Origin of the sequence: Campylobacter sp. CFSAN122748 (genome assembly GCF_045277125.1) — a bacterium.
Classification (GTDB): Bacteria; Campylobacterota; Campylobacteria; order Campylobacterales; family Campylobacteraceae; genus Campylobacter_D; species Campylobacter_D jejuni.
Genome location: NZ_CP116953.1, coordinates 746,943 through 771,575, shown reverse-complemented (window position 1 = coordinate 771,575; position 24,633 = coordinate 746,943). Strand labels below are relative to the sequence as shown.

Sequence of the window (24,633 nt, the reverse complement as noted above, 5' to 3'; positions counted from 1 at the left end):
TATTTACTTTACACCCTCATTAATCACATCAATTAAATTTGAACGACTTTTTAATTGTTCATTTTTAAATTCAGGTTTAAAGTTATTTCCCACTAAAGGTTTTGCATCGCTTTGTGGAACATGACACTGAGTGCAATTAAAACGACTATCGCTAATCACATCTCCTGTGGTTTTATTGTGTCTAAAATCATAATAATGACTAGCAGGAAGTGGAGTTGCACCAGCATCTGCTGCTATAGCCTTATCATGGCAGCTTAAGCACATATTGTTATCTTTAGTTATAGGTAACAAATCTTCAATAGCATGCGGAATTAATGGTGGTGCATTTTCATAAGAACGCTCAAAACGAGTAGATTCCCCAGGTTGTAAAGTTGTGAAATTTGCTTCCACTAAATTTACTTTATTTTCATTTTCTAAACTTGCTTTTCTAAGTCCAATTTGTTCCGAACTTACCCCACTATTCATTGCACAAGCGGCAAAAAATACCACTGCAGCACTTCCTAATAAAACCAATTTCTTCTTCATTATTTATTCCTTAAATCAAAAATATTAAAATTCAAAGCATCATCATTACAAACTTCTATACATCTTGCACACCTTATACACTCTCCTGATTTCACGCTAGTACTTTCTTTTCCAACCATCCACAAAACCTGTTTTTCAGGACAAATACGGATACATTCATAACATTTAGTGCATTTATCACTATCATGCTTTATTTTAAGCAAAGCAAAACGAGAAATAAAAGCATAAAAAGCTCCTAGTGGACAAAAATGTGAACAAATTGCCCTAGGACTTAAAAAAGTATCGATACAAAAAAGTATAAAGGCTACAAAAATCCAAGAACTTGTAGCAAAAATAATCCCTCTATGTATCATTCCTATATAAGAAAAACTTTCAAACACAGGCAATGAAAATACAAAAGAAAGGACTAAAACCAAGACCAATACAAAATAGCGTAAATTTTTAGGCAAAATTAAAAATTTATTATTAAGGGTTAATTTATTTCGCACAAAAGCAGCAAAATCTGTGATTAAATTAACAGGACAAACCCAAGAGCAAAAAACCCTTCCTAAAAGCAAACCATAGATAAAAAATATAATCAAAGCTCCTATTAAAGCCACTAAATCTATACTCCAGCTTGCTAGAATGATTTGCAAAACCGCAAAAGGATCGCTTAAAGGTATGGTATTAAAAAGTCTAGAAGAACTTAAATTTCCCTGCAAGATAAAATCTGTAGCTTTAAAACTAAAAAGCGCTAAAATTCCAAGCTGAACGATGCGTCTAGCAATTAAATACTTCATCACAATTCTCCATCATTTAAATAATTGGTTGCTTTTTTAGCATCAAAATGTTTTGAAGTATCTGCATTTTTTATACGACCTTCATCTTTTTCATCCCAACCTTTTACATAATGAGATCCTGCTTTTCCCAATACATACTCCCTTGGCAAAACACGAATGGCCGGTTTTTCAGTAATACAAGCAAGTTCACAAAGCCCACAACCTACACACACTTCATGATCCACACTAGGTAGTAAAAAAGCGTGCTTGGCGGTGCGTTCATTGCGTTTAAGCTCAAGTTTTAAAGCCCTATCTATCAAAGGACAAGCTCTATAACAAGCATCGCATTGAATTCCCCAGTGTGCCACACAAGAAGCACTATCAACAATAGCAATACCCATTTTCAAAGATTCTATACCCTGCTCTAAATGCTTTTTATCTAAAGCATCAGTTGGACATTCTCTAATGCAAGGAATATCCTTACAAAGATAGCAAGGAATTTCTCTTGCCTTAAAAAAAGGCGTGCCATTTTTTGGACTATCTAACAAGCTAGCAAGCTTTAAAGTATCATAAGGACAGGCTTTTACACAAAGCCCACAACGAATACATTTGCTTAAAAATCTAGCTTCATCTTCAGCTCCAGGAGGACGCAAGGTATAATTATCATCGGCTTTTAAAGCCAAATTAGCCAAAAATCCACCTCCTGTACATAAACATGCAGCCTTAAAAGCACTAACAAAAAATTCTCTTCTACCTTTCATTTAATCAAAACCCTAAATTAAGCCTTATAAATTTTTACAGCGCATTTTTTAAAGTCAGTTTGTTTTGAAAGTGGACAAGTCGCATCCAAAGTAACTTTATTGATATATACATTCTCATCAAACCACGGCACATACACAAGTCCTACAGGCGGTTTGTTTCTTCCGCGCATATCTACTCTTGCTTTTACTTTACCGCGACGAGATTCCACCCAAACCAAATCACCTTGATTTAAGCCTAATTTCTCTCCATCTTTCTCACTCATATAGCAAAGTGCTTCAGGCACAGCGCGATAAAGCTCAGGCACACGCATAGTCATAGTTCCACTATGCCAATGCTCTAAAACCCTTCCTGTTGCAAGCCAGAATGGATACTCTTTACTTGGTCTTTCAGGTGCTTTCATAAATGGCCTAAAGAAAATTTTAGCCTTATTTTTAATACTGTGCTCTTTTTCATCTTTAGGAGCTATTAAATCCCCATTTGTAAGCATTTTGTTAAAATCACCATAAAAAGCAAAATCTGAATTTGGAGCCGCTTTTTTAGCATAATAATCAAATTTAGTATTAAATCTCCACTGTGTTTCCTTGCCATTAACCACAGGCCATCTTAAACCTCTTACTTTATGATAGGTATCAAAATCCGCTAAATCATGTCCGTGCCCTAAGCCAAATTTACGATATTCTTCCCAAAGATATTTTTGAACGAAAAAGCCATAGCCTGTAAATTCTTTTCCATCACTGCCTTGAATTTTTCTCTCATCACCTTTAACATCGGTATTATCAAAGCCTTTTGCGATAGCATCGTTTGGATTAAAGCTTTTTGCTTCTTTATTGGCAAATAGTACATCAAAAAGTGTATCATCTTCGCTATAACCCATAGCTTTTGCCTCTTCTAAAACACTTGGCAAGGTAAGCTTATTATCCACTTTTTGCTCTTTCCAAACTTCTTTAAGCTTAAAGCGTTTTGCAAATTCTAAAATTTGCCAAGTATCACTCATGGCAGCACCTACAGGTAAAACTTGCTGTTTCCAATGTTGAGTTCTTCTTTCAGCATTACCATAAGCACCCCATTTTTCATAAATCATAGCACTTGGCAAAATAAGATCAGCTACTTTTGCTGAAATTCCAGGATAACAATCACTTACAACAATAAAATTATCCATTTCTCTTGCTGCTGCGATCCAGTGATTTGCATTTGCAGTGTTTTGCCATGGATTATTCACTTGCACCCATGCAAATTTAATTTTTCCATCTTCTAAATCTCTCATGATATTAAGATAAGGAGAACCTGGTTTTGGGTTGATAGTCTTTGCAGGAACTTTCCAAATTTTTTCAGAAATTTCTCTGTGTTTTGGATTGGCTACAACCATATCTGCAGGCAAACGATGTGAGAAAGTTCCTACTTCCCTAGCTGTTCCACAGGCACTTGGCTGTCCTGTTAAAGAAAAGGCTCCACTACCTGGTTTAGCTTGCTTTCCTAGCAAAAAATGTACCATATAAGCTTGTTCATTTACCCAAGAACCTCTTGTGTGTTGATTAAAGCCCATAGTCCAAAAACTTACGACTTTGCGATTTTTCTCTATGTAAAGATTAGCTAATTCTTGAAGTTTTTTCTTAAAATCTTCCAAAGACTCATTATCATCACCTTTGGCTACTCTTGCAGTGTATTCTAAAGTATAAGGGGCTAAACCTTTTTTAAATTCGTCAAAAGAAATTTCCCAGTTTTTATCAGCCACACCTTGATGTTTCATTTCAAATTTATCACCCGCTTTAACGCCAAGATAAGATAAAGAAGTAGCCTCTTCATCGTCTAAAGTGATTACATTTTCTTTTTCAACCGTATCTTTTTCACTTTCTTTAAATTTTGGATGATTTGGATTATTTCTCATACCATAACCAATATCAGCATAACCAGTTGCAAATACGCAGTGATCTTTGATAAATTTCATATCCATAGCCTCTGGATGATTATAAACAATCTCTCTTGCTATGTAGTTCCAAATAGCCAAATCTGTATTTGGTTTAAAAATAATTTCAATATCAGCAATATTTGAAGTACGGTTAGAAAAAGTGCTTAGATTAACAACTTTAACCTTATCAAGATTGCTTAGTTTTCTATCACTTACTCTTGACCAAAGGATTGGGTGCATTTCAGCCATATTAGCTCCCCAAGTGATAATAGTATCTGTAAGCTCTATATCATCATAACAGCCTGATGGCTCATCTACACCAAAAGTTTGCATAAAACCAACCACTGCAGAGGCCATACAATGTCTTGCATTTGGATCGATATTATTTGTTCTAAAACCCGCTTTTGCAAGCTTTAAAGCAGCATAACCTTCTTGGATAGTGTATTGCCCACTACCAAAAATCCCTATACCTGTAACGCCGAGTTCATTGTAGGCTTTTTTAAATTGTTTTTCCATTTCATCAAAGGCTCTTTGCCAAGAAACTTGTTGAAATTTGCCTTTTTTATCAAATTCGCCTTTTTCATTCATGCGAAGCAAAGGCATAACAAGACGATCTTCACCATACATGATCTTAGCATTAAAATAACCTTTGATACAATTAAGTCCGCGATTTACGGGTGCTGCAGGATCACCTTTTGTTGCTACGATTTTGCCATCTTTTCTAGCTATCATAATTCCACAGCCAGTTCCACAAAATCTACAAACAGCTTTATCCCATTTCCAATCTTCTTCTTGCGCGCCAAGCATAGAGCTTGGAACACTAAGCCCTGCAACACTAGCAGCACTTGCAATAGCGGTATTTTTAATAAAATCCCTTCTATTCATCCTTATTCCTCCAAAATAAAAAAATCATCTTATTATAAAAAATGAAGTATAAAAATCTCTTGAAATTTTAATAAAAATAATAATTTTAAAGCTCTATTTTATAGGAGTTTTATTGTCCTTTTTATATTATTCTTACACAAAATAAATATTAAAAATAATCAACTTAACAATTAAAATATAATCAACTTAAAATAATAAAAAAATGAAGATATAAAAATTAAGCCCTAAGAATGGGCTTAATCAAAATTAATGGCAACCACAACCACCGCAGCAGCTAGAACCACCAAAAAATGCATCAAGTTTTGCAATATCTGGCATTTCTGTGATTTCATTTACAAGTTCTTTATATGCCACTTTACCCTCTTTAATCACAAATACGGCACGAGCTAAAAGCCCTTCTAAAGCACCTTCATTTATCAAAACACCATATTTTTCACCAAATTCTTTTGCCACAAAATCACTTGCAACACTTAAATTTTCAATACCTTCTGTACTGCAAAATCTTCCCATAGCAAAAGGTAAGTCCATACTTACTACAATCACTTCAGCACCATTGTAACTGGCTACTTTTTTATTAAATTCTCTAGCCTCTGTAGCACAAACTGGTGTATCTAAGCTTGGAACACTTAAAATGATTTGAGTTTTACCCGCTGCACCGATTTCAATCACGCTTAAATCTTTAGCTTTAAGATTTACCTTAGGAGCATCTGCTCCAACTTCTACTGAATTTCCTTTAAGTTTTACAGGATTTCCTTTAAAATTTACTGTACTCATTTAATTTCCTTTTTTGATATTTTAAACATTATTGCAATTAATGTTTTAGGAGTGATTATATCCTATAAATATTAATTATTTTTTAATTTCACTCAAAATTATTTTACTTCTTTCCAAGTATATTTTTTCCACACTTTTTGAGCTTCCTTACTCTTAATAAAATCTACAAATTCTAAAGCTTTTTTATTTTCTAAACCTTTTTTTGTAGGAGCAATTTCAGCTGCACGATAAATCACTGCATTTTTATCTTTGATAAATAAAGCTTTATCATCGCCTAAAGCCTTTGCCCAATGAGACCAAATGATTAAAGCATCAATATTTGGATTGTTATTCCACTCATCTACAGCAGCTTTGGAATTTTTAGCATAAATTTTTATATTTTTACGTAATTTTACCAAATTTTCTCTTTTTGCACTTTTTAAAGCCATATCTTCATAAAGTCCAACTTGTCCTGCGCCATCAACCACCATAACATTTATGTCATCTTTTAAAATGTCTTCAAAATTTTTAATATTTTTTGGATTATTTGGACGCACGATAATACCTGATGGACGCACATTTAAAACGCTTAAATTTTCCAAACTTAAACTTGGAATTTTTTTAGCAAAATCATCCATCATTGAAGTATTGCCTGAAAAAATCAAATCTGCATTTTCTTTTGCTTTGTCTATCCAAGCTGGAGTTGGACCTGCGGTTACAATCACCTTTTCTTTTGTTTTTTCTTCAAATTTTAAAGCAAGCTCTTTTAGCACAGGAGCGGGACCACCTGGACCATAAACTAAAATTTCAGCATTTAAAAAACTTGCTGCTGCTAAACTTAAAATTAATATTTTTTTCATAAAATAAACCTTTCTTTATAATAATATAAAGGAAATTTTATCAATCTATAGTTAACTCTCCCTTGCAAAGCCCTGCTTCTATAAGAAAACGAGAAGGGGCGAAAGAAGTTTTTTTATTTTTATCATATTTAGCATAGCTTAAATAAAGTATATTTTTTGCCCTAGTTACTGCAACATAAAAAAGCCTTCTTTCTTCTTCTAAGCTTCCACCCATTCCCATAAGCTTTTGATTAGGAAAGCGACCTTGCGCAAGATCAATCACAAAAACAAGATCAAATTCCAAGCCCTTACTTGCATGCACACTAAGCAAATTAACTCCTTTGCCACTACTCATTTCGCTTGCACCTAAAGTTAGAAAATTATAATACTTATAAATATCACTATAATTTTTTGTAAGCTCTTTTAAGACATTGAATTTTGTTTCTATTTTTTCTAAATTTTCACTCTTTCTTAATAAATCCACCTGTCCTGCTTTATTTGTTGCTCTTTTGATTGCAAGTTCTTCACAAATTTCTCTATAAAAAGAATTTTCACAAATTAAATTTACCAAAGTCAAAGAATGTTTTATTTCCATAGCTTTTTTTAAAAAAAGATAAATTTTTTCTAAATTTCTAGCACATAAATCATTGATTTTTGAAAGTTTTAAAATAGGATGTGCATCAAATTCACTCTCAAATTTAAAACGAGTTTCGCTGGCTAATTCTTCTAAATCCGCAAAAAGCCCAAGTTGATAATTTCTTTTTTGATGATTTTGCAAATTTACATTTTTATCAGGATCTAAAAAACCTTTTATTAAATTTCCATGCCCTAATTTTAAAAGTGCGTCAAAAATTTCTTTTGCTAAAACTCCACCCACACCTTTGGTATATTGAACCAAATGAATAAAAGCCATAATATCCTTAGGATTTACCACAAGAGCAAGCATAGAGCTAAAAGCTTTAACTTCTAAACTTTCAAAAAAACTTCCACTTCCCTTTCTCACACTTGCAATGCCCTGCTCCCTTAAAGCTACTTCAACCCCATCAGAACTTGAGTTGTTGCGAAAAATCACGGCAATTTCTTCCAAACTTACTCCGCTTGTAAGTATCATTTTGGCTATATTTTGATACTGATCAAATAATTCTTCAAAAGTAAGCAAAGATGGGGCTTTAAACTCATCATTTCTTGTAACAATAAGTTCTTTTGGATATAATCTTTCGTTATTTAAAATCACTTTATTAGCCAAAGCTAAAATACTTCTTGATGAACGGTAGTTTTTATTTAAAGAAAAAATTTTTGCATCTTTAAAACGATCTTTAAACCCACCTATGATATTAATATCCGCTCCATTAAAAGCATAAATACTTTGATCATAATCCCCTACGCAAAACAAACTTTTACTATGAAAAGCCTCTATTAAGGAACTTTGCAAAGTATTTGTGTCTTGATATTCATCTACTAAAATTTCATCAAATTCATATTTTTCTTCTTTTAAAAGATCTTTTAGATTGATAAGCAAGTCATTAAAATCTACATAATTAAAACGCTTTTTTTCATTATCATATTCTTTTAAAATATCTTCATAAATTTCAGCATAAATACTTTGATCTTCGTAGTTTTGGCAAAACCAAGTATAAAAATCTTGATTGTGCGCTTTGTTTTGAAACAAAGAATAAAGATCATATAAATAACTTGATTGATAAGGTTTTATATCACTTAAATGCCTAAAAGTTCTTTTTTCATAGACACTTTTAAGTAGAGTTTTTAACTCGCTTGCTTGCTTTAAGGCTATATTTTTATCCGCATTTCTAAGTAAGGTATAAGCCGTACTATGAAAAGTTCCTGCAAGTATTTTACTGGTAATATTTTTATCAAAAAATTTCCCTAAACGCCCTATCATTTCTTTACTGGCTTTATTTGTGAAAGTTAAAAGCATGATTTTTTGAGGTGCCACTCCCTTGCTTAAAAGATAAGAAATTCTTGCAACAATAGTAGAAGTTTTTCCCGTCCCTGCACTTGCAATAACAAGATTGTGTCCAAAATCAGCAGTAGCAGCAAGATATTGTTCATTATTTAATTTTGAAAGTGGCATTATTTTCCTTATAAAAGTTAAAATTATAAAAAAAAATTACTTAAAAATATAAAAATTTAAAATTACTTTATATTAGATTATAGTACAATGCTAAAATTATTTAACTTTCTGTTTTTAAGGGATAGCAAATGAATTTGAAAATTTTTTCTATTATTGTTGGCATATTAATTGCTGTTATTGTAATATTAGGTGGAACATATTATTATCTTTTTGAATATTCAAAACCAAAGAATTACACCTTAAATACCAACACTTACACCGAACAAAAATCGTATACCAATAACTACGATAATTCCTATTCACCCTCGATCCAAACCAACAATAATTCATCAGATATAAATATTAATAACAATACCATCCAAAAGCAAGAAACAAACCTATTAGATGAAAATCAAAGCTTAAATAACGATACATTGAATACATCAATAAGCGAAAACAATCAAAGCTTAAATAATGACACCAATGCAAGTAATAATATTAATACAAATGAAAATAAGCAAATTTTAGATACGGATAAAGAAAAATTAAAACAAGAAAATAAACAAGCCAAAATAGAAGCTCTTAAAAAAGAAATCAGCAAACAACAAAAGATCTTAGAAAGAGAAAGAGCTGTAAAAAAAGAACTTCAATCAAACAAATCAAACAAAAATAAATATCTAAATACCGCTAGAGAGTATCTAAGCATAGGAAAAAACAGTCGTTTAGAACCTGAACTTAGCACAGAAAATATGAAAGTTTATATTTTAGATGGAAAATTTTTAAGCCAATACAGAATCAATCTGTTAAAAGATATGCTAAGCGTTATACAAGATAATGCAAAAGATTATTATCTAAGTATTTTTGTCAAAATGCTACCAAAAGGGGAAATGAAATTAACTATCTATAACAAAGAAATTATCTTTTCAGATATGAAAAAAGCTTATAAATATATTAGTTTAGATAGATTAAGCCCATATTTAAACAATCCAAAAGAATTAAATGAACATATAGCACGTGAAGAAATTTTAGAAAGACTTAAACTTCAAATTAAAAAAGATGGCAAAGGAAGTGATTTTTCTAAACATATCAAAAGTTTGAAAACTGGACTTAACACAGCACAATATTTCTTCCCGTTTTGTGAAATTATAGAAATTAGCTCTATTAAATAAGCTAAAACAATAAAGGCAAATAATGTATGATAAAAATTTAGAAAAAGAGTATTATCAAATTTGCGAAGAACGCGGATATTTTGAAATCGATGGCAATAAAACCATACAAGAAAAAGATAAAAATTTCTGCATTATGATGCCTCCTCCTAATGTCACTGGAGTTTTACACATAGGACATGCTTTAACTTTTACTCTACAAGATATTATGACGCGTTATAAAAGAATGGATGGCTATAAGGTTCTTTATCAACCAGGGCTTGATCACGCAGGTATTGCCACTCAAAATGTTGTAGAAAAACAACTCCTTGCTCAAGGCATTAAAAAAGAAGAACTAGGTAGAGAGGAATTTATAGAAAAAGTCTGGGAGTGGAAAGAGCAAAGCGGTGGAAAAATTTTAGACCAAATGAGAACACTAGGCATCACTCCTGCATGGAGTCGCTTGCGTTTTACTATGGATGAAGGTTTGGTTAATGCCGTAAAAAAAGCCTTTGTAGAACTTTATGATAAAAGACTTATTGTACGTGGAAACTACATGATAAATTGGTGTACTCACGACGGTGCTTTAAGTGATATAGAAGTTGAATACAAAGAAAACAAAGGAAAACTTTATCATATTAAATACTTTTTAAAAGATAGCGATGAATTTTTAGTAGTAGCCACAACGCGTCCTGAAACTTTTTTTGGCGATACTGCAGTTATGGTGCATCCTGATGATGAACGCTATGCTAAATTTGTGGACAAAGAAGTGATTTTGCCTATAAGCAAAAAAGCCATTAAAATCATAGCCGATGAACATGTAGAAAAAGAATTTGGAACAGGAGTTGTAAAAGTTACTCCCGCTCATGACATGAACGATTATGAAGTAGGACTTAGACATAATTTAGATTTTATAAGTGTTTTTGATGAAAAAGGAATTTTAAACGAACATTGTTTAGAGTTTCAAGGTTTAGAACGCTTAGAAGCAAGAGAAAAAATCGTAGCCAAACTTGAAAGTCTTGGTTTTATAGAAAAAATAGAAGAGTATAACAATCAAATAGGATATTGTTATCGTTGCAACAATATAGTTGAACCTTATATCTCCAAACAATGGTTTGTAAAAAAAGAAATCGCCCAAGAAAGTATAGAAAAAGTTGCGCTTGGAGAAAGTAAATTTTACCCAAATCACTGGATAAATAGCTTTAATGCTTGGATGAAAGATTTAAGAGATTGGTGTATTTCAAGACAACTTTGGTGGGGGCATCAAATTCCTGTGTATTATTGCGAATGCTCTCATGAATGGGCAAGCCAACATACGCCTAAAACTTGTCCAAAATGTCAAAGTCAAAATTTCAAACAAGATGAAGATGTGCTTGATACTTGGTTTTCTTCAGGACTTTGGGCTATGAGTACTCTAGGCTGGGGAAATGAAAATTGGGGTAAAGATAAAATTTGGTCTGAAAAGGATTTAAAAGATTTTTATCCCAATTCTTTACTCATTACAGGTTTTGATATTTTATTTTTCTGGGTGGCTAGAATGATGTTTCAAAGCACCAATGTCTTACATCAACTTCCTTTTAAAGATATTTATTTACATGCTCTTGTGAAAGATGAGCAAGGTAGAAAAATGAGTAAAAGCCTTGGAAATGTTATCGACCCAAATGAAAGCATTAAAGAATATAGTGCTGATATTTTACGCTTTACTTTAGCACTTCTTGCTATACAAGGACGCGATATTAAACTTAGCAATGATAAACTTTTACAAGTTAGAAATTTTACAAATAAAATTTATAATGCTACAAATTATCTGCTTTTAAATGAAAGTAAATTTGAAGATTTGGAAAATATCACACTTCATTCAGAATTAGCAAAATATATTTATGCCAAATTTCAAACTTGTGTTAAGGATGTAAGAGAAAATTTAGACAATTATCGCTTTAATGATGCAGCCAATACTCTATATAAATTCTTTTGGGATGATTTTTGCGATTGGGGTATAGAGCTTAGCAAAGCCGAAAAATCGAGCGTTAAAGAACTTGGTAGTATTTTCAAAGAAGCTTTAAAACTTTTAAATCCTTTCATGCCTTTTATCAGCGAGTATTTATACCACAAACTAAGCGATACAGAACTTAAAACAAGCCCTTCTATTATGATAAGCAAATATCCAAAATTTAAAGAACAAGATAAAAATATAGAAAAAATCTTTTCTTTGCTCATAGAAAGCATAGTTAGTATCCGCCGTGCTAAAAGTTTAATCGATCTTGGAAATTCTAAAATAGAAAAAGCTTATATCAAATTTAACGATAAAAAAATCAAAGATGAAATCAAAGCTTATATGAATTTTATCATAATGCTCGCAAAGTGCGAGCAAATAGAATTTAGTGAAGAAAAATTACCAAAGGCAATATGTGATGTTAGCGAGAATTTAGAAATTTTTATTACGCTTGAAAATGTTGATTTAAGTGGTATTTTAACAAGACTTGAAAATCAAAAAAATAAGCTTGAAAAAGAAAGTTTCAAGCTTAACTCCATGCTTTCAAATGAAAAATTCATCGCTAACGCACCTAAAGAGGTGGTGGAGCAAAATAAAGAAGCTCTAGAAAATTTAAAAATTCAACTTGAAAAAATATCAGTTGAACTTCAAAATCTAAGAGGTTAAAAATTTGATAAAAATAAAAAATTTAAAAAAATATTATGGCAAGGAACTCGTGATAAACGATGTTTCTTTGGAGATTAAAAAGGGTGAAATTTACGCCATAGTAGGTCATAGTGGAGCTGGAAAATCCACTCTTTTAAGATGTATTAATGGACTTGAGAATTATCAAGAAGGAAGTTTAAAAGTCTTTGATCAAGAAATTAAAGATTTAAGTCAAAAAAAATCAAAAGAGTTAAGAATGCTTAGAAAAGATATAGGGATGATTTTTCAAAATTTTGCCCTAATGGAGCGCAAAAATGTATTTGAAAATGTTGCTATGCCTTTAAGAACACACTATACTCAGTGTAAATTTCATGCCAAGCTTTTTAATAAAGAATACATGAGCGAAAAAGAAATTGCCCAAAAAGTCAATTCCTTACTTGAAATCGTAGGGCTTGATCATAAAAACAAATCCTACCCAAGAGAACTGAGCGGAGGGCAAAAACAACGCGTTGCTATTGCTAGAGCCTTAGCTTTAAACCCAAAAATTTTACTTAGTGACGAAGCTACTTCGGCTCTTGATCCAAACACTACAAAAAATATTTTAGAGCTTATATCTAAAATCAATGCTGAATTTGGGATTACTGTTGTTTTAGTAACTCACGAAATGGATGTGGTAAAAGACATAGCTCAAAAAGCTTTATTACTTGAACATGGACAAATCATAGGAAGTGGAGCAATTGATGAGCTTTTTTTAAGGCCTAATGCCAAAATGAAAGAATTTTTAGGAGAAAGCGACTTCTTGCCTGAGCACGGACTTAATATCAAACTTTACTTTCCAAAAGAAGTTGCCCAAAATAGCGTCATCACTCATATGGCAAGAACTCTAAATATAGACTTTAACATAGTTTGGGGTAAAATAGAAAAACTGAATGGAAAAGCCTTGGGAAATTTAGTTATAAATATAAATGAAAAGGATAAAGACAAGGTTCTTGATTACATAGAAAAAAGTGGAGTATTATGGGAGGTGGCATCATGAATGAAGAAAACATCTCTATCATCAGTGCTTTTTTTAGTAGAATTTCTCAATTTTTTAATGAATTTTCTTGGCAGGATATTAAAGAAGTGAGTTTAAGTTCTATTACAAGTTTCAGTGAAAATTATGAAAACATTTTAAAACCTGCGCTTAATGAAACAATTTATATGAGTTTAATGGCTGTACTATTTGGATTTTTATTGGCTATCATTCCTGGAATTTTACTTGCTATTTGGGATAAAAATGGAATTAAAGAAAATAAAATCGCTTATAGTATTTTAGATTTTATTACCAATATATTACGCGCCTTTCCATTTTTAATTCTTATAGTTGTTCTTTTACCACTTTCTAAAATCATAGTAGGCACAAGCATAGGTACAAATGCTGCCATAGTTCCTTTAGCTATCGGAATAGCTCCTTATTTGGCAAAGATGCTTGAAAGCGCTTTTAAAGAAATAGACAAAGGAATCATAGAAGCAGCAAAAAGTTATGGTGCTAGCAATATTCAAATTATCTTCAAGGTTATCTTTAGTGAGGCCCTTCCTGCTATAATTAGCGGAATTACCCTAACTTTGATCTTTACCATTGGTTTTTCTGCTCTTGCTGGAACTGTCGGTGGTGGAGGTTTGGGAGATGTCGCTATTCGCTATGGTTATGAAAGATTTAACAAAGAAGTTATGATTCAAACTGTAGTTATTTTACTTATATTAGTTCAGTTAGTTCAAATTCTAGGTAATTTATTTTATACTTGGGCTAAAAATAGTAAAACTACATATATCATTGCCACTCTATTGATTTTACTTGGAGTTAGTATAGTTATCAATATAAACAATGATGAAAATTTCTTTTGGCAAGTAATTGTTTTTATCTTATTTTTAGGAAGTTTGCTTTATAAAGGTTTCAAAAAATAAGGAGATTATATCTCCTTTTAAGATAAATATAAGTTTTTTTAAGTAAAATTTAAACAAAAAACTAAAGGAATTAAAATGATGTATCAGATGCGTTAATCTGACTATCAACAAGTTTTTATATACTTCTTCCTGATAGTCAGAGTGAATTTATTAAGATTAAAGCAAGCACAAAATGACTAAAAAGGAAAAAAATGAAAATCAAATCTTTATTTATAGCAAGTATTTTAACATTAAGTCTTAATGCAAATGCATTAGAAACCATCACAGTTGCAGCAACTCCCGTCCCTCATGCTGAAATCCTAGAACAAGTAAAACCTGATTTAGAAAAACAAGGCTATAAACTTGAAATCAAAGAATTTACGGATTATGTTTTACCTAATCTAGCTGTTGATAACGGAGAAGCCGATGCAAATTTTTTCCAACATACTCCTTATTTGGAAGAATTTAATAAAAACAAAGGCACCAAACTTATCAAAGTAGCTGCCATACACATAGAACCTATGGCTGTTTACTCCAAAAAATACAAAAGTCTAGATGATATTAAAGAAGGGATTAAAATCGCCATTCCAAATGATCCAACCAATGAAAGTAGAGCTTTAGATATTATTGCAAAAAAAGGTTTGGTAAAATTTAAAGATAAGGCTTTAAAAACACCTCTTGATATTATAGACAATCCTAAAAAAATTAAATTTGTAGAATTAAAGCCCGCACAACTTCCAAGAGCTTTGGATGATGTTGATTTTGCTGTAATTAATTCCAACTACGCTCTCTCTGCAAATCTAAATCCTGCAAAAGATAGCGTATTTATCGAAGATAAAGAAAGCCCGTATGCAAACATTCTTGTTGTAAGAGTGGGACATGAAAACGATCCAAAAATCAAAGCCTTAATCCAAGCTCTACAAAGTGATAAAATCAAACAATTTATCATAGAAAAATACAACGGATCTGTTTTACCTGCTTTTTAATTTTGTCCCTTACCTAGGGACTTTTTTCTTAAATACAAAGGAGTTTTTATGAATTTATTTAAAATTATTATACTCGCTTACATTCTAAATTTATCTAGCCTATTTGCACAAAACATTACTATAGGAGCCACTCCAAATCCTTTTGGTAGCTTACTAGAACTAATGAAAGATGATTTTAAAAACAAAGGGTATGAGCTTAAAATAGTAGAATTTTCAGACTATATTTTGCCCAATCGTGCATTAGAGGAAAAAGAACTTGATGCAAATTTATATCAACACAAACCTTTTTTAGAAGAATACAACCTAAAAAAAGGTTCAAATTTAATTGCAACAACGCCTGTACTTATAGCTCCAGTAGGAGTTTATAGTAAAAAAATCAAAAATTTAGAAAATCTTAAAGAAGGTGCTAGAGTTGCTATACCTAATGATGCGACCAATGAAAGCAGAGCTTTAGAGCTTTTAGAGAAAGCAAAATTAATAGAGCTTAACAAAAATACTCTAAAAACCCCATTGGACATAAACAAAAATCCAAAAAAACTTAAATTTATAGAACTTAAAGCCGCACAACTTCCAAGAGCTTTAGATGATGTTGATATTGCTATAATTAATTCTAATTTCGCACTTGGAGCCGGTCTGAATCCAAGTAAAGATACTATTTTTAGGGAAGATAAAAATAGCCCTTATGTAAATTATGTTGTGGTACACTCAGAAGATAAAAATAGCGAAAAAACCAAAGTAATTGATGAAATTTTAAGAAGCGATAAATTTAAAGCCATCATTAATGAACATTATAAAGATATATTAATCCCAGCTTTTTAGGAGTATAATATGAATATTAAAAAAATATTTTTAAGTGTTTTATTTACAATTAGCCTTAGTTTTGGGGCGGATAAAACCATAATCATAGGTGCAACACCAACGCCTTATGCTGAAATTTTAAATTTCTCTAAACCCTTATTTCAAGAAAAAGGTTGGAAGTTAATAGTTAAGGAATTTAATGACTATAATATACCTAACATCGCTTTAAATGAAAAAGATTTAGATGCAAATTTATATCAGCATAAACCTTTTTTAGATGATTTTAATACCCACAAAGGAACAAAATTAAGTTCTTTAGGTGCTATTGTTTTAGTTCCTATGGCTATATATTCTAACTCCATAAAAGATATAAAAGACATTCCTAATGGTGCTAAAATCGCTATACCTAATGATGCTACCAATGAAAGCAGAGCTCTTGATTTACTAGCTAAAGCAAATTTAATAGAGTTTAAAAGTCAAAGCACCCTTAAAACCCCTATTGACATAAGTAAAAATCCAAAAAAACTTAAATTTATAGAGCTTAAAGCCGCACAACTTCCAAGAGCCCTAAATGATACTGATTTGGCTATTATTACCACAAACTATGCTCTTGGAGCAGGCTTAAACCCTTTAAAAGATGGTATTTTTATGGAAGATAAAGATAGTTTATATGCTATTGTTTTAGCTACAAGAAAAGGTGAAGAAACAAGTCAAAAAAGTCTTGTTATTAAAGAAATTTTAACAAGCGATAAAATTAAAAATTTTATCATAGAAAAATACAAAGGCTCTGTTATCCCTACTTTTTAACTCTATACAAAGCCTTCTAAAGGCTTTGTTAAACTTATAAAAGCTAAAATACTATTTATTGCATTATAATTCTTAGGATAAAAATGAAAATTATTTTTTTAACTTTTTTTATTGTGATAAATTATATCCAAGCAGCTAGTTTAGAAGAAATCAAAACAGCACTAGCTAAAGAATTTAGAAATAATTTTCCTAAAATTATAATTTCTCAAATTGATTTAAAAATAACATCATTGCCTAAAGATTTTGATCAATATGAATTTCTAAGAATCGCTAATGGGCGTTTTAATCAAGCACAAGGCTTTTTAAGGGCTGAATTTAAAACTCCGCAAAATATACAAAAAAATGTATTTTTTAGATATTTCATTCAAGCAAATTTAGAAGTTTTAAAAAGCGAACGCGCTATAAAAAGAGGAGATAAACTTGGAGCTTTTGACTATAAAAGCGTATTGATTGATTTTGATAAAGTTCCTTTAAATGCCTTAACCTTAGATGATGTAGATAATCTTGTAGCTAAAAGCAATATTAACAAAAACGCCATTTTAAGAGCAAATATGTTTAAAACCACAGCTTTAATACGCCGAAATGATCCTATAATCGGGATTTTAAGCGAAGCAAATGTTGATGTTTTAATCGAACTTGTGGCTTTGCAAAGTGCAAATATGGGCGAAAGGATTCGTGCAAAAAACAAAGAAGGTAAAGTTATGCAAGGCATCGTAGTGGGTAAAAATAGGATGATTATACAATGAAGGTTTTATTAGGAATTTCTGGTTCAAGCAGTGTCAATTTAGGCTTAAAATTATTAAAAAATCTAGAAAACCAATGCGAACTTTATTGCATTTTAACCCAAGGTGCAAAACTTAGCTTCAAAACTGAAAATCAAGCAAATTTAGAAGAAATTTGTCAAGAAAATTTTAAATACACTTATTTTTTAGATGATAAAAATTTAAGTCTAAGTGTAGCAAGTGGATCTTTTGGAATAGAAAAAACCATCATTGCTCCTTGTTCAATTTCAAGTTTAGCAAAAATTCACGCTGGTTTTGCAGACACTCTTTTAATGCGTGCTGCAGCAGTGGCCTTAAAAGAAAGAAAAAAACTTATCTTAGGCGTACGCGAAATGCCTTTTTCTACTTTAAATTTAGAACATATGTTAAAACTTAGCCAAATGGGAGTTATTATCGCCCCTCCTATTATCGCAAGCTATTCTAAAGCAAACAATCTAGAGCAAATGGAAAATTTTATCGCAGGTAAATGGTTAGATCTTTTAGAAATAAAACACAATTTATATGAAAAATGGCAAAATTTTTAGTTTAAATTTGTTATATTTTTAAAAAAAATTGGAGCAAAAATGACTTGTTTATATCCTGGGACTTTTGATCCTATTACCAACGGGCATTTAGATGTTATAAAACGGGCTTTAAAAATTTTTGATGAAGTCATCGTTGCCATAGCAAAAAGTGAACATAAAAAACCTTGCTATAATTTAGAAAAACGCAAAGAACTAGCCCTACTCGCAACACAAAATTTAAAAAATGTTAAAATCATTGCTTTTGATAATTTACTTGTAGATTTAGCCAAAGAATTAAAAGTTAATACTATAATCCGTGGACTTAGAGCAGTGAGTGATTTTGAATACGAATTGCAAATTGGCTATGCAAATCACGCACTTTGGGAAGATATGGAAACCATTTATCTTATGCCAAGTCTAAAACATGCTTTTATTTCAAGTTCTATTGTGCGTTCTATAGTAGCACATGGGGGTGATGTAAGTTCTCTTGTTCCAAAAGAAATTCTACCTTTTTTAAAGGATCAATCTTGTATGTAGTTTTTGAAGGTATTGACTGCGTAGGAAAAAGTACGCAAATTTCACTTTTAAAAGAAATTTACAAAGATGCCATTTTCACACTCGAACCTGGCGGAACAGAACTTGGAAAACATTTAAGAGAAATTTTACTTAATAAAACTCATCCTATTAACAAAAGAGCTGAACTCTTGCTTTTTTTAGCTGATCGTGCTCAACATTTTGAAGAAATCTTAAAAACCAATCAAAACAAACTCATTATTAGCGATAGAAGTTTTATTTCAGGCATGGCTTATGCCAAAGATTTTGAAAACGATTTGCTTTTTGCTTTAAATAGTTTTGCTTTAGAAAATTTTTTTCCACAAAAAATTATCTTTTTAAAAGGAGATGCAAACCTTATCCAAGAACGCCTCAGTCAAAAAGAACTAGATAGTATAGAAAAACGTGGCATTGAGTATTTTTTAAGTGTACAGGACAAACTCGAAAAAGTGCTTCATTTTTTAAAAGAAAAAATTTCTGTAGAAATTTTAACACTTGACGCAAAAGAAAGTAAAGAAAAATTACACCAACAAATAAAGGAATTTTTACAATGATTAACGCTTTAAAAGGAATGAAAGATTTATTAGATAAAGATGCGTATTATTATGAAAAAGTGATTAAAACCTGCGAAGAAGTAGCTAAAAACTATGGCTTTACTTTTATCAATACACCGCATTTAGAACTTTGCACCCTTTTTAAAAGAAGCGTAGGAGAAAGTTCTGATATAGTAGGTAAAGAAATGTATGAATTTATCGATAAAGGCGAAAATCATGTTTGCATGCGTCCTGAAGGAACTGCTGGGGTGGTGCGTGCCTATATAGAAAAAAAACTCGATAAAAACACTAGTGTGAAAAGATGGTTTTATCATGGTTCTATGTTTCGTTATGAAAGACCTCAAAAGGGTCGCTTAAGAGAATTTCATCAATTTGGAGTTGAAAGCCTTGGCATACCTAATGTTTATGAAGATGCAAGCATTATTTTAATGCTAGTAGAAATTTTCTCACGCCTTGGCATTGATTTTAAACTTCAACTTAATTCTTTAGGCTGCTTACAATGCTTGCCAAAATACCGCGATAGGCTCGTTGAATTCTTAGATTCCAAAGAAGGTTTTTGTGAAGATTGTTTGCGTAGAAAAAATTTAAATCCTATTCGTGTCTTAGATTGTAAAAATGAGCATTGTCAAAATTTGCTTGAAAATGCTCCGCTTTTGATCAATAATTTATGCACCTCTTGCCAAAAAGACTTTGAAACACTGCAACAAATTTTAAAGGATAATGGAGTTAAATTTGAGTTAGATTCAAAACTTGTGAGGGGTTTGGATTATTATTCTAAAACGGCTTTTGAATTTATAAGCGATGAAATAGGAGCAAAGGCTGCTATCGCAGGTGGAGGACGCTACGATAGACTTATAGAGTATTTAGGTGGAAAAAGTGGCTATGGTATAGGTTTTGCCATGGGTATAGAAAGAATTATAACTATTTTAGAACAAAAAGAAGAAAAGATTCAAAGAGAAGGAATTTATCTTTGTGCTATGGATGAAATTTATATCCAAAAACTTTTGCATATCGCTACAAATTTAAGAAAAGAATATAAAGTACTTTTAAGCTATGAAGCAAGAAAACTAGCCAAACATCTTGAAAACGCGGATAAAAATAATACTGAAATTTTTCTTTGTATGGGAGAAAATGAAGCACAAAATGAAAGTTTGTTTTATAAAAATTTAGCAAAAAAAGAAGAAAAAATGATTAAAATTTCAGACTTAAAGAAGGTTTTATGATGGATTATGGTATTGATATTTGGGGAAATGAAAATTTCATTATCAAAAATGGTAAAGTTTGTATCAATTACGAGAAAAAACCTGCTATTATTGATATAGTTAAAGAATTAAGAGATGATGGATACAAGGGGCCTTTACTTTTAAGATTTCCTCATCTTATCCAAAAACAAATTGAAAATATTTACGGAAATTTCAATAAAGCAAGAAAGGAATTTGGCTATAAAGGAGGATTTAACGCTGTTTATCCTTTAAAGGTCAATCAATACCCTGGTTTTGTAAAAAATCTTGTAAAACTTGGAAAAGACTATAACTATGGACTTGAAGCAGGTTCTAAGGCAGAGCTTTTACTCGCTATGGCTTATAATAACGAAGGCGCACCTATTACCGTAAATGGCTTTAAAGATAGAGAACTTATCAACATAGGCTTTATCGCAGCTGAAATGGGACATAATATCACTTTAACCATAGAAGGACTTAATGAACTTGAAGCTATCATAGACATAGCTAAAGAACGCTTTAAACCTAAACCAAATATAGGCTTACGTGTACGTTTGCATTCTGCTGGAGTTGGAATTTGGGCAAAAAGCGGTGGGATTAATTCTAAATTTGGACTTACATCCACTGAACTCATAGAAGCGGTAAATTTACTCAAAGAAAACAAACTTTTAGAACAATTTACCATGATTCACTTTCATCTAGGCTCACAAATTACCGAAATTCACCCCTTGAAAAAAGCCTTAAATGAAGCAGGAAATATCTATACAGAACTTAGAAAAATGGGAGCTAAAAATCTAAAAGCTATCAATCTTGGTGGCGGTTTAGCTGTGGAATACTCACAATTTAAAAATGAAAAAAGTAGAAATTACACCCTAAGAGAATACGCTAACGATGTAGTTTTTATCCTAAAAAACATAGCCGAACAAAAAAAAGATTTAGAGCCTGATATTTTCATAGAAAGTGGACGTTTTGTAGCAGCTAATCACGCTGTTTTAATCGCTCCTGTATTAGAACTTTTTTCTCAAGAATACGCAGAAAACAAACTCATACTTAAAAAACAAAATCCAAAACTTATCGATGAGCTTTATGATCTTTATAAAAGTATAAAACCTTCCAATGCTTTAGAATACTTGCACGATAGCATAGATCATTTAGAGAGTATTTTAACTCTTTTTGATTTGGGCTATGTGGATTTACAAGATCGTTCCAATGCTGAAATTTTAACTCATTTGATTACAAAAAAAGCCATCTTGCTTTTAGGCGATAAGCAAAATCCTGCGGATTTACTTGCCATACAAGATGAAGTGCAAGAAAGGTATTTGGTAAATTTTTCGCTCTTTCAAAGCATGCCTGATTTTTGGGGTTTAGAACAGAATTTCCCCATCATGCCACTTGATCGCTTAGATGAAGAACCGACACGAAGTGCAAGTATTTGGGATATAACCTGCGATAGCGATGGAGAAATTTCATACTCTAAAGATAAACCTTTATTTTTGCACGATGTAGATGTAGAAAAAGAAAATTATTTTCTAGGGTTTTTTCTTGTAGGTGCCTATCAAGAAGTACTTGGAATGAAACACAATCTTTTTACTCATCCTACTGAAGCTATTATAAGCATCAATGAAAAAGGCTATGAAGTCGAGGGGATTATAGAAGCGCAATCCATACTTGATACCTTAGAAGATTTAGACTATGATATACACGCTATCATGGATATACTTAATGAACGCATAAGTAATTCTAAGCTTGTAAATGATAAGCAAAAAAAGCATATTTTAGGCGAACTTTATCTTTTCTTAAATGATAATGGTTATTTAAAAAGCATAGGAGTTTAGATGAATTTTTGGGGTATTATAAAAGAAGATTTTTCTCAGCCAAAGGCACAAGATCCAGCTTTTAATTCTTGTATAGAACTTTTTTTTAATTACCCTGGAGTATGGGCTGTAGTAAATTACCGCTTTGCACATTTTTTTTACATAAGAAATTTTAAACGCATTGCTAGAATGATTAGCGGAATTTCACAATTCTTAACTGGGGTAGATTTGCACCCTGGAGCAGAACTTGGAAGGCGTATTTTTATAGATCATGCCAATGGAGTGGTTATAGGTCAAACAGCAATTATAGAAGATGATGTTTTAATTTATCAAGGCGTTACTTTAGGTGGAACAAGCCTTGAAAAAGGTACTAAACGCCATCCAACCATAAAAAAAGGAGTGATCATAGGCTCAGGCGCAAAAGTGCTTGGCAATATCACCATAGGAGAAAATGCCAAAATAGGCTCAAATGCTGTAGTGGTTAAAGATGTAGGTGCAAATTTAACTGCCGTTGGAATTCCTGCTTATATTATCGAAGAGCGTAAAAATAAAAACATTAGAGCCATAGATGCAAATTGCGATGACAAACTAGAAAAGTTAGAAAAGAAAATTTTAGAACTTGAAAATCTTATATTAAAACAACCTGAATCACAAAAATAATAATTTTTTATAATACATAAAATTATATGTATTATTATGCGTATTAATTTTTCCTAAAAATTAATACAAATTTTCACATTTATTGAAATTTACAACTCATTTTTAAATTAAATTTATTGTAAAAATGCAATTTTCTGCTAAAATTAAACAAAAATTATCAAGGATTGAAAAATGCTTACAAAAAGATCTCAAGTTTTAGAAGAATCTATCACTTTAGCTATCACTGCACTTGCCAATGAACTTAAAGCCAAAGGCGAGGATATCATTAGTTTTTCAGCGGGTGAACCTGATTTTGACACACCACAAACCATCAAAAATGCCGCTATAAGTGCTATTGAAAAAGGATGTGGAAAATACACTGCTGTTGCAGGAATTCCTGAAGTATTAAAAGCTATTCAAACCAAATTTAAAAAAGATAATAATCTTGATTATGAAACAAATGAAATCATCACCAATGTAGGCGCAAAACACTCTCTTTTTGAATGTATAGAATGCTTAGTAGAAAAAGATGATGAAGTGATTATCCCTAGTCCTTACTGGGTAAGCTATCCTGAAATGGTAAAATTTGCAGGTGGAAAACCTGTATTTATAGAAGGCTTAGAAGAAAATGGCTTTAAAATTACCGCTGAACAATTAAAAAAAGCTATCACAGCTAAAACCAAAGTTTTGATGCTAAATTCTCCTTCAAATCCTGTGGGATCGATTTATTCTAAAGAAGAATTAACTCAAATTGCTAAAGTTTTAGAAGGAACGCAAATTACTGTTTTAAGTGATGAAATGTATGAAAAACTTCGCTATGATGGTTTTGATTTTGTAGCTTTTGCAAGTGTAAGCGAAGATGCTTTAAAACGCACTGTGACCATTAACGGACTTAGCAAATGTGGAGCTATGCCAGGATGGCGTTTTGGCTATATGGCAAGCAAAAATAAAGCCCTAATTTCAGCTGTTAAAAGACTTCAAGGACAAAGCACTTCAAATATTTGCTCCATCACTCAACATGCAGCCATTCCTGCTTTAAATGGAGAATGTGATGAAGATATAGAAAAAATGCGTCAAGCTTTTGAAAAACGCCGTAACTTAGCCTTAGATATGCTTAAACAAATCCCAAAGATCAGTATTTATAAACCAGAAGGTGCTTTTTATCTTTTTGTAAATATACAAAAAATAGAAAAAGATTCTATGAAATTTTGCCAAAAATTACTTGAACAAGAAAAAGTTGCCGTTGTTCCAGGTATAGGTTTTGGAATGGATGGATATTTTAGGCTTTCTTATGCTACGAGCGATAAGCTTATCAAAAAAGGTTTAGAAAGAATAGCAAATTTCATTAAAAACTATAAATAATTCTAGGTTAAAGCCTAGAATTATTTAAGCAAATTAAAACCTTATAAAATCAAAATAAAATCAAGGCTTTTTAAGCACAGCATTTACCCTTTGAATACTATCTGATTTATTTAAACTCAATCTTATTATAGAATTTTCCAATCCACCTAAAGAATGCGCTACATTTGCCTCTAGGCCTATCATATCTAAAACATTTAATTCAAATTTTTCCTTTTCCACTTCAAACCAAATTTTACCGCTTAAAACTTGAACATGTATAGCAAAAGGAGCTTTATGCTCTTTCATCACGCTATCTTTAGCTAATAAAATTTGAATTTCTTTACCTTTTTCATTATCAATTAAAACATTGATTTTCACTTCTTTTGGGCTAAATTCCGCTCCATTCCATTGAATGATTTTCACAAAATCTCC

General features: G+C 31.4%; 23 protein-coding genes. 15 read left to right on the top strand and 8 right to left on the bottom strand.

Annotated elements, in window-relative coordinates; genetic code table 11:
- Nucleotides 1–3: 3 nt before the first annotated feature.
- The 7 genes from OT390_RS04065 to OT390_RS04035 form a co-directional block, all read right to left on the bottom strand.
- Nucleotides 4–528 carry a nitrate reductase cytochrome c-type subunit gene (locus tag OT390_RS04065; RefSeq protein WP_074471030.1) on the bottom strand — a complete coding sequence of 175 codons (525 nt, stop codon included), beginning with the start codon at nt 526–528 and terminating at the stop codon, nt 4–6.
- Nucleotides 525–1,307 carry a quinol dehydrogenase ferredoxin subunit NapH gene (gene napH, locus OT390_RS04060; protein ID WP_074470854.1) on the bottom strand — a complete coding sequence of 261 codons (783 nt, stop codon included), beginning with the start codon at nt 1,305–1,307 and terminating at the stop codon, nt 525–527. Before napH ends, OT390_RS04065 begins: the two co-directional genes overlap by 4 nt.
- The gene (napG, locus tag OT390_RS04055) at nt 1,304–2,044 is read right to left on the bottom strand and encodes a ferredoxin-type protein NapG (RefSeq protein WP_002859812.1); all 741 of its coding nucleotides are present in this window, start codon (nt 2,042–2,044) and stop codon (nt 1,304–1,306) included. The genes napH and napG overlap by 4 nt, the downstream gene beginning before the upstream one ends.
- A gap of 17 nt (nt 2,045–2,061) precedes the next feature.
- Nucleotides 2,062–4,836 carry a periplasmic nitrate reductase subunit alpha gene (gene napA / locus OT390_RS04050; protein ID WP_002852404.1) on the bottom strand — a complete coding sequence of 925 codons (2,775 nt, stop codon included), beginning with the start codon at nt 4,834–4,836 and terminating at the stop codon, nt 2,062–2,064.
- Between the two features lie 246 nt (nt 4,837–5,082).
- Nucleotides 5,083–5,610, bottom strand: coding sequence for a thiol peroxidase (gene tpx, locus OT390_RS04045; protein ID WP_002856712.1), 528 nt, complete (start codon nt 5,608–5,610; stop codon nt 5,083–5,085).
- 98 nt (nt 5,611–5,708) lie between these two features.
- A complete protein-coding gene (peb2, locus tag OT390_RS04040; protein ID WP_002867970.1) occupies nt 5,709–6,449 on the bottom strand; it encodes an AcfC family adhesin PEB2 in 741 nt (246 codons plus the stop codon).
- 40 nt (nt 6,450–6,489) lie between these two features.
- Nucleotides 6,490–8,520: an ATP-dependent helicase gene (locus OT390_RS04035; protein WP_002927952.1), complete on the bottom strand. Its 2,031-nt coding sequence runs from the start codon at nt 8,518–8,520 to the stop codon at nt 6,490–6,492.
- A gap of 128 nt (nt 8,521–8,648) precedes the next feature.
- Here OT390_RS04035 and OT390_RS04030 point away from each other — a divergent pair, with 128 nt between their 5' ends.
- The 15 genes from OT390_RS04030 to OT390_RS03960 all read left to right on the top strand — a co-directional run bounded on the left by OT390_RS04030 (nt 8,649) and on the right by OT390_RS03960 (nt 24,222).
- Nucleotides 8,649–9,668 carry a coiled-coil domain-containing protein gene (locus OT390_RS04030; RefSeq protein WP_406611517.1) on the top strand — a complete coding sequence of 340 codons (1,020 nt, stop codon included), beginning with the start codon at nt 8,649–8,651 and terminating at the stop codon, nt 9,666–9,668.
- A 22-nt stretch (nt 9,669–9,690) separates the two neighbouring features.
- Complete coding sequence (locus tag OT390_RS04025; protein WP_002927948.1) at nt 9,691–12,303, top strand: valine--tRNA ligase; 2,613 nt, start codon at nt 9,691–9,693, stop codon at nt 12,301–12,303.
- Between the two features lie 4 nt (nt 12,304–12,307).
- Nucleotides 12,308–13,318, top strand: coding sequence for a methionine ABC transporter ATP-binding protein (locus OT390_RS04020; protein ID WP_002852619.1), 1,011 nt, complete (start codon nt 12,308–12,310; stop codon nt 13,316–13,318).
- Nucleotides 13,315–14,226, top strand: a complete 912-nt coding sequence (locus tag OT390_RS04015; protein ID WP_002861419.1) for a methionine ABC transporter permease — start codon at nt 13,315–13,317, stop codon at nt 14,224–14,226. The genes OT390_RS04020 and OT390_RS04015 overlap by 4 nt, the downstream gene beginning before the upstream one ends.
- 191 nt (nt 14,227–14,417) lie before the next feature.
- Nucleotides 14,418–15,191 carry a MetQ/NlpA family ABC transporter substrate-binding protein gene (locus OT390_RS04010; RefSeq protein ID WP_002859806.1) on the top strand — a complete coding sequence of 258 codons (774 nt, stop codon included), beginning with the start codon at nt 14,418–14,420 and terminating at the stop codon, nt 15,189–15,191.
- A gap of 48 nt (nt 15,192–15,239) precedes the next feature.
- A complete protein-coding gene (locus OT390_RS04005; protein ID WP_002859805.1) occupies nt 15,240–16,010 on the top strand; it encodes a MetQ/NlpA family ABC transporter substrate-binding protein in 771 nt (256 codons plus the stop codon).
- 9 nt (nt 16,011–16,019) lie between these two features.
- Nucleotides 16,020–16,796, top strand: coding sequence for a MetQ/NlpA family ABC transporter substrate-binding protein (locus tag OT390_RS04000; protein ID WP_002852406.1), 777 nt, complete (start codon nt 16,020–16,022; stop codon nt 16,794–16,796).
- An 83-nt stretch (nt 16,797–16,879) separates the two neighbouring features.
- Nucleotides 16,880–17,542, top strand: coding sequence for a flagellar basal body P-ring formation chaperone FlgA (flgA, locus tag OT390_RS03995; protein ID WP_002876101.1), 663 nt, complete (start codon nt 16,880–16,882; stop codon nt 17,540–17,542).
- Nucleotides 17,539–18,102, top strand: coding sequence for a UbiX family flavin prenyltransferase (locus OT390_RS03990; RefSeq protein ID WP_002860748.1), 564 nt, complete (start codon nt 17,539–17,541; stop codon nt 18,100–18,102). The genes flgA and OT390_RS03990 overlap by 4 nt, the downstream gene beginning before the upstream one ends.
- Before the next feature lie 39 nt (nt 18,103–18,141).
- Nucleotides 18,142–18,618 (top strand): pantetheine-phosphate adenylyltransferase, encoded by a 477-nt coding sequence (gene coaD / locus OT390_RS03985; protein ID WP_394535877.1) that lies wholly within the window; start codon nt 18,142–18,144, stop codon nt 18,616–18,618.
- Nucleotides 18,609–19,187, top strand: a complete 579-nt coding sequence (gene tmk / locus OT390_RS03980) for a dTMP kinase (protein ID WP_002852526.1) — start codon at nt 18,609–18,611, stop codon at nt 19,185–19,187. The genes coaD and tmk overlap by 10 nt, the downstream gene beginning before the upstream one ends.
- Nucleotides 19,184–20,410 (top strand): histidine--tRNA ligase, encoded by a 1,227-nt coding sequence (hisS, locus tag OT390_RS03975; RefSeq protein WP_002860747.1) that lies wholly within the window; start codon nt 19,184–19,186, stop codon nt 20,408–20,410. Before tmk ends, hisS begins: the two co-directional genes overlap by 4 nt.
- A complete protein-coding gene (gene speA, locus OT390_RS03970; protein WP_010891885.1) occupies nt 20,407–22,242 on the top strand; it encodes a biosynthetic arginine decarboxylase in 1,836 nt (611 codons plus the stop codon). Before hisS ends, speA begins: the two co-directional genes overlap by 4 nt.
- Nucleotides 22,243–22,881 (top strand): serine O-acetyltransferase, encoded by a 639-nt coding sequence (gene cysE, locus OT390_RS03965; protein ID WP_002860746.1) that lies wholly within the window; start codon nt 22,243–22,245, stop codon nt 22,879–22,881.
- Between the two features lie 171 nt (nt 22,882–23,052).
- Nucleotides 23,053–24,222 carry a pyridoxal phosphate-dependent aminotransferase gene (locus OT390_RS03960; protein ID WP_002860745.1) on the top strand — a complete coding sequence of 390 codons (1,170 nt, stop codon included), beginning with the start codon at nt 23,053–23,055 and terminating at the stop codon, nt 24,220–24,222.
- Nucleotides 24,223–24,282: 60 nt separating this feature from the next.
- On the opposite strand, the gene OT390_RS03955 is transcribed toward OT390_RS03960, so the two are convergent.
- Nucleotides 24,283–24,624, bottom strand: coding sequence for a cupin domain-containing protein (locus OT390_RS03955; protein WP_002869841.1), 342 nt, complete (start codon nt 24,622–24,624; stop codon nt 24,283–24,285).
- Nucleotides 24,625–24,633 lie beyond the last annotated feature (9 nt).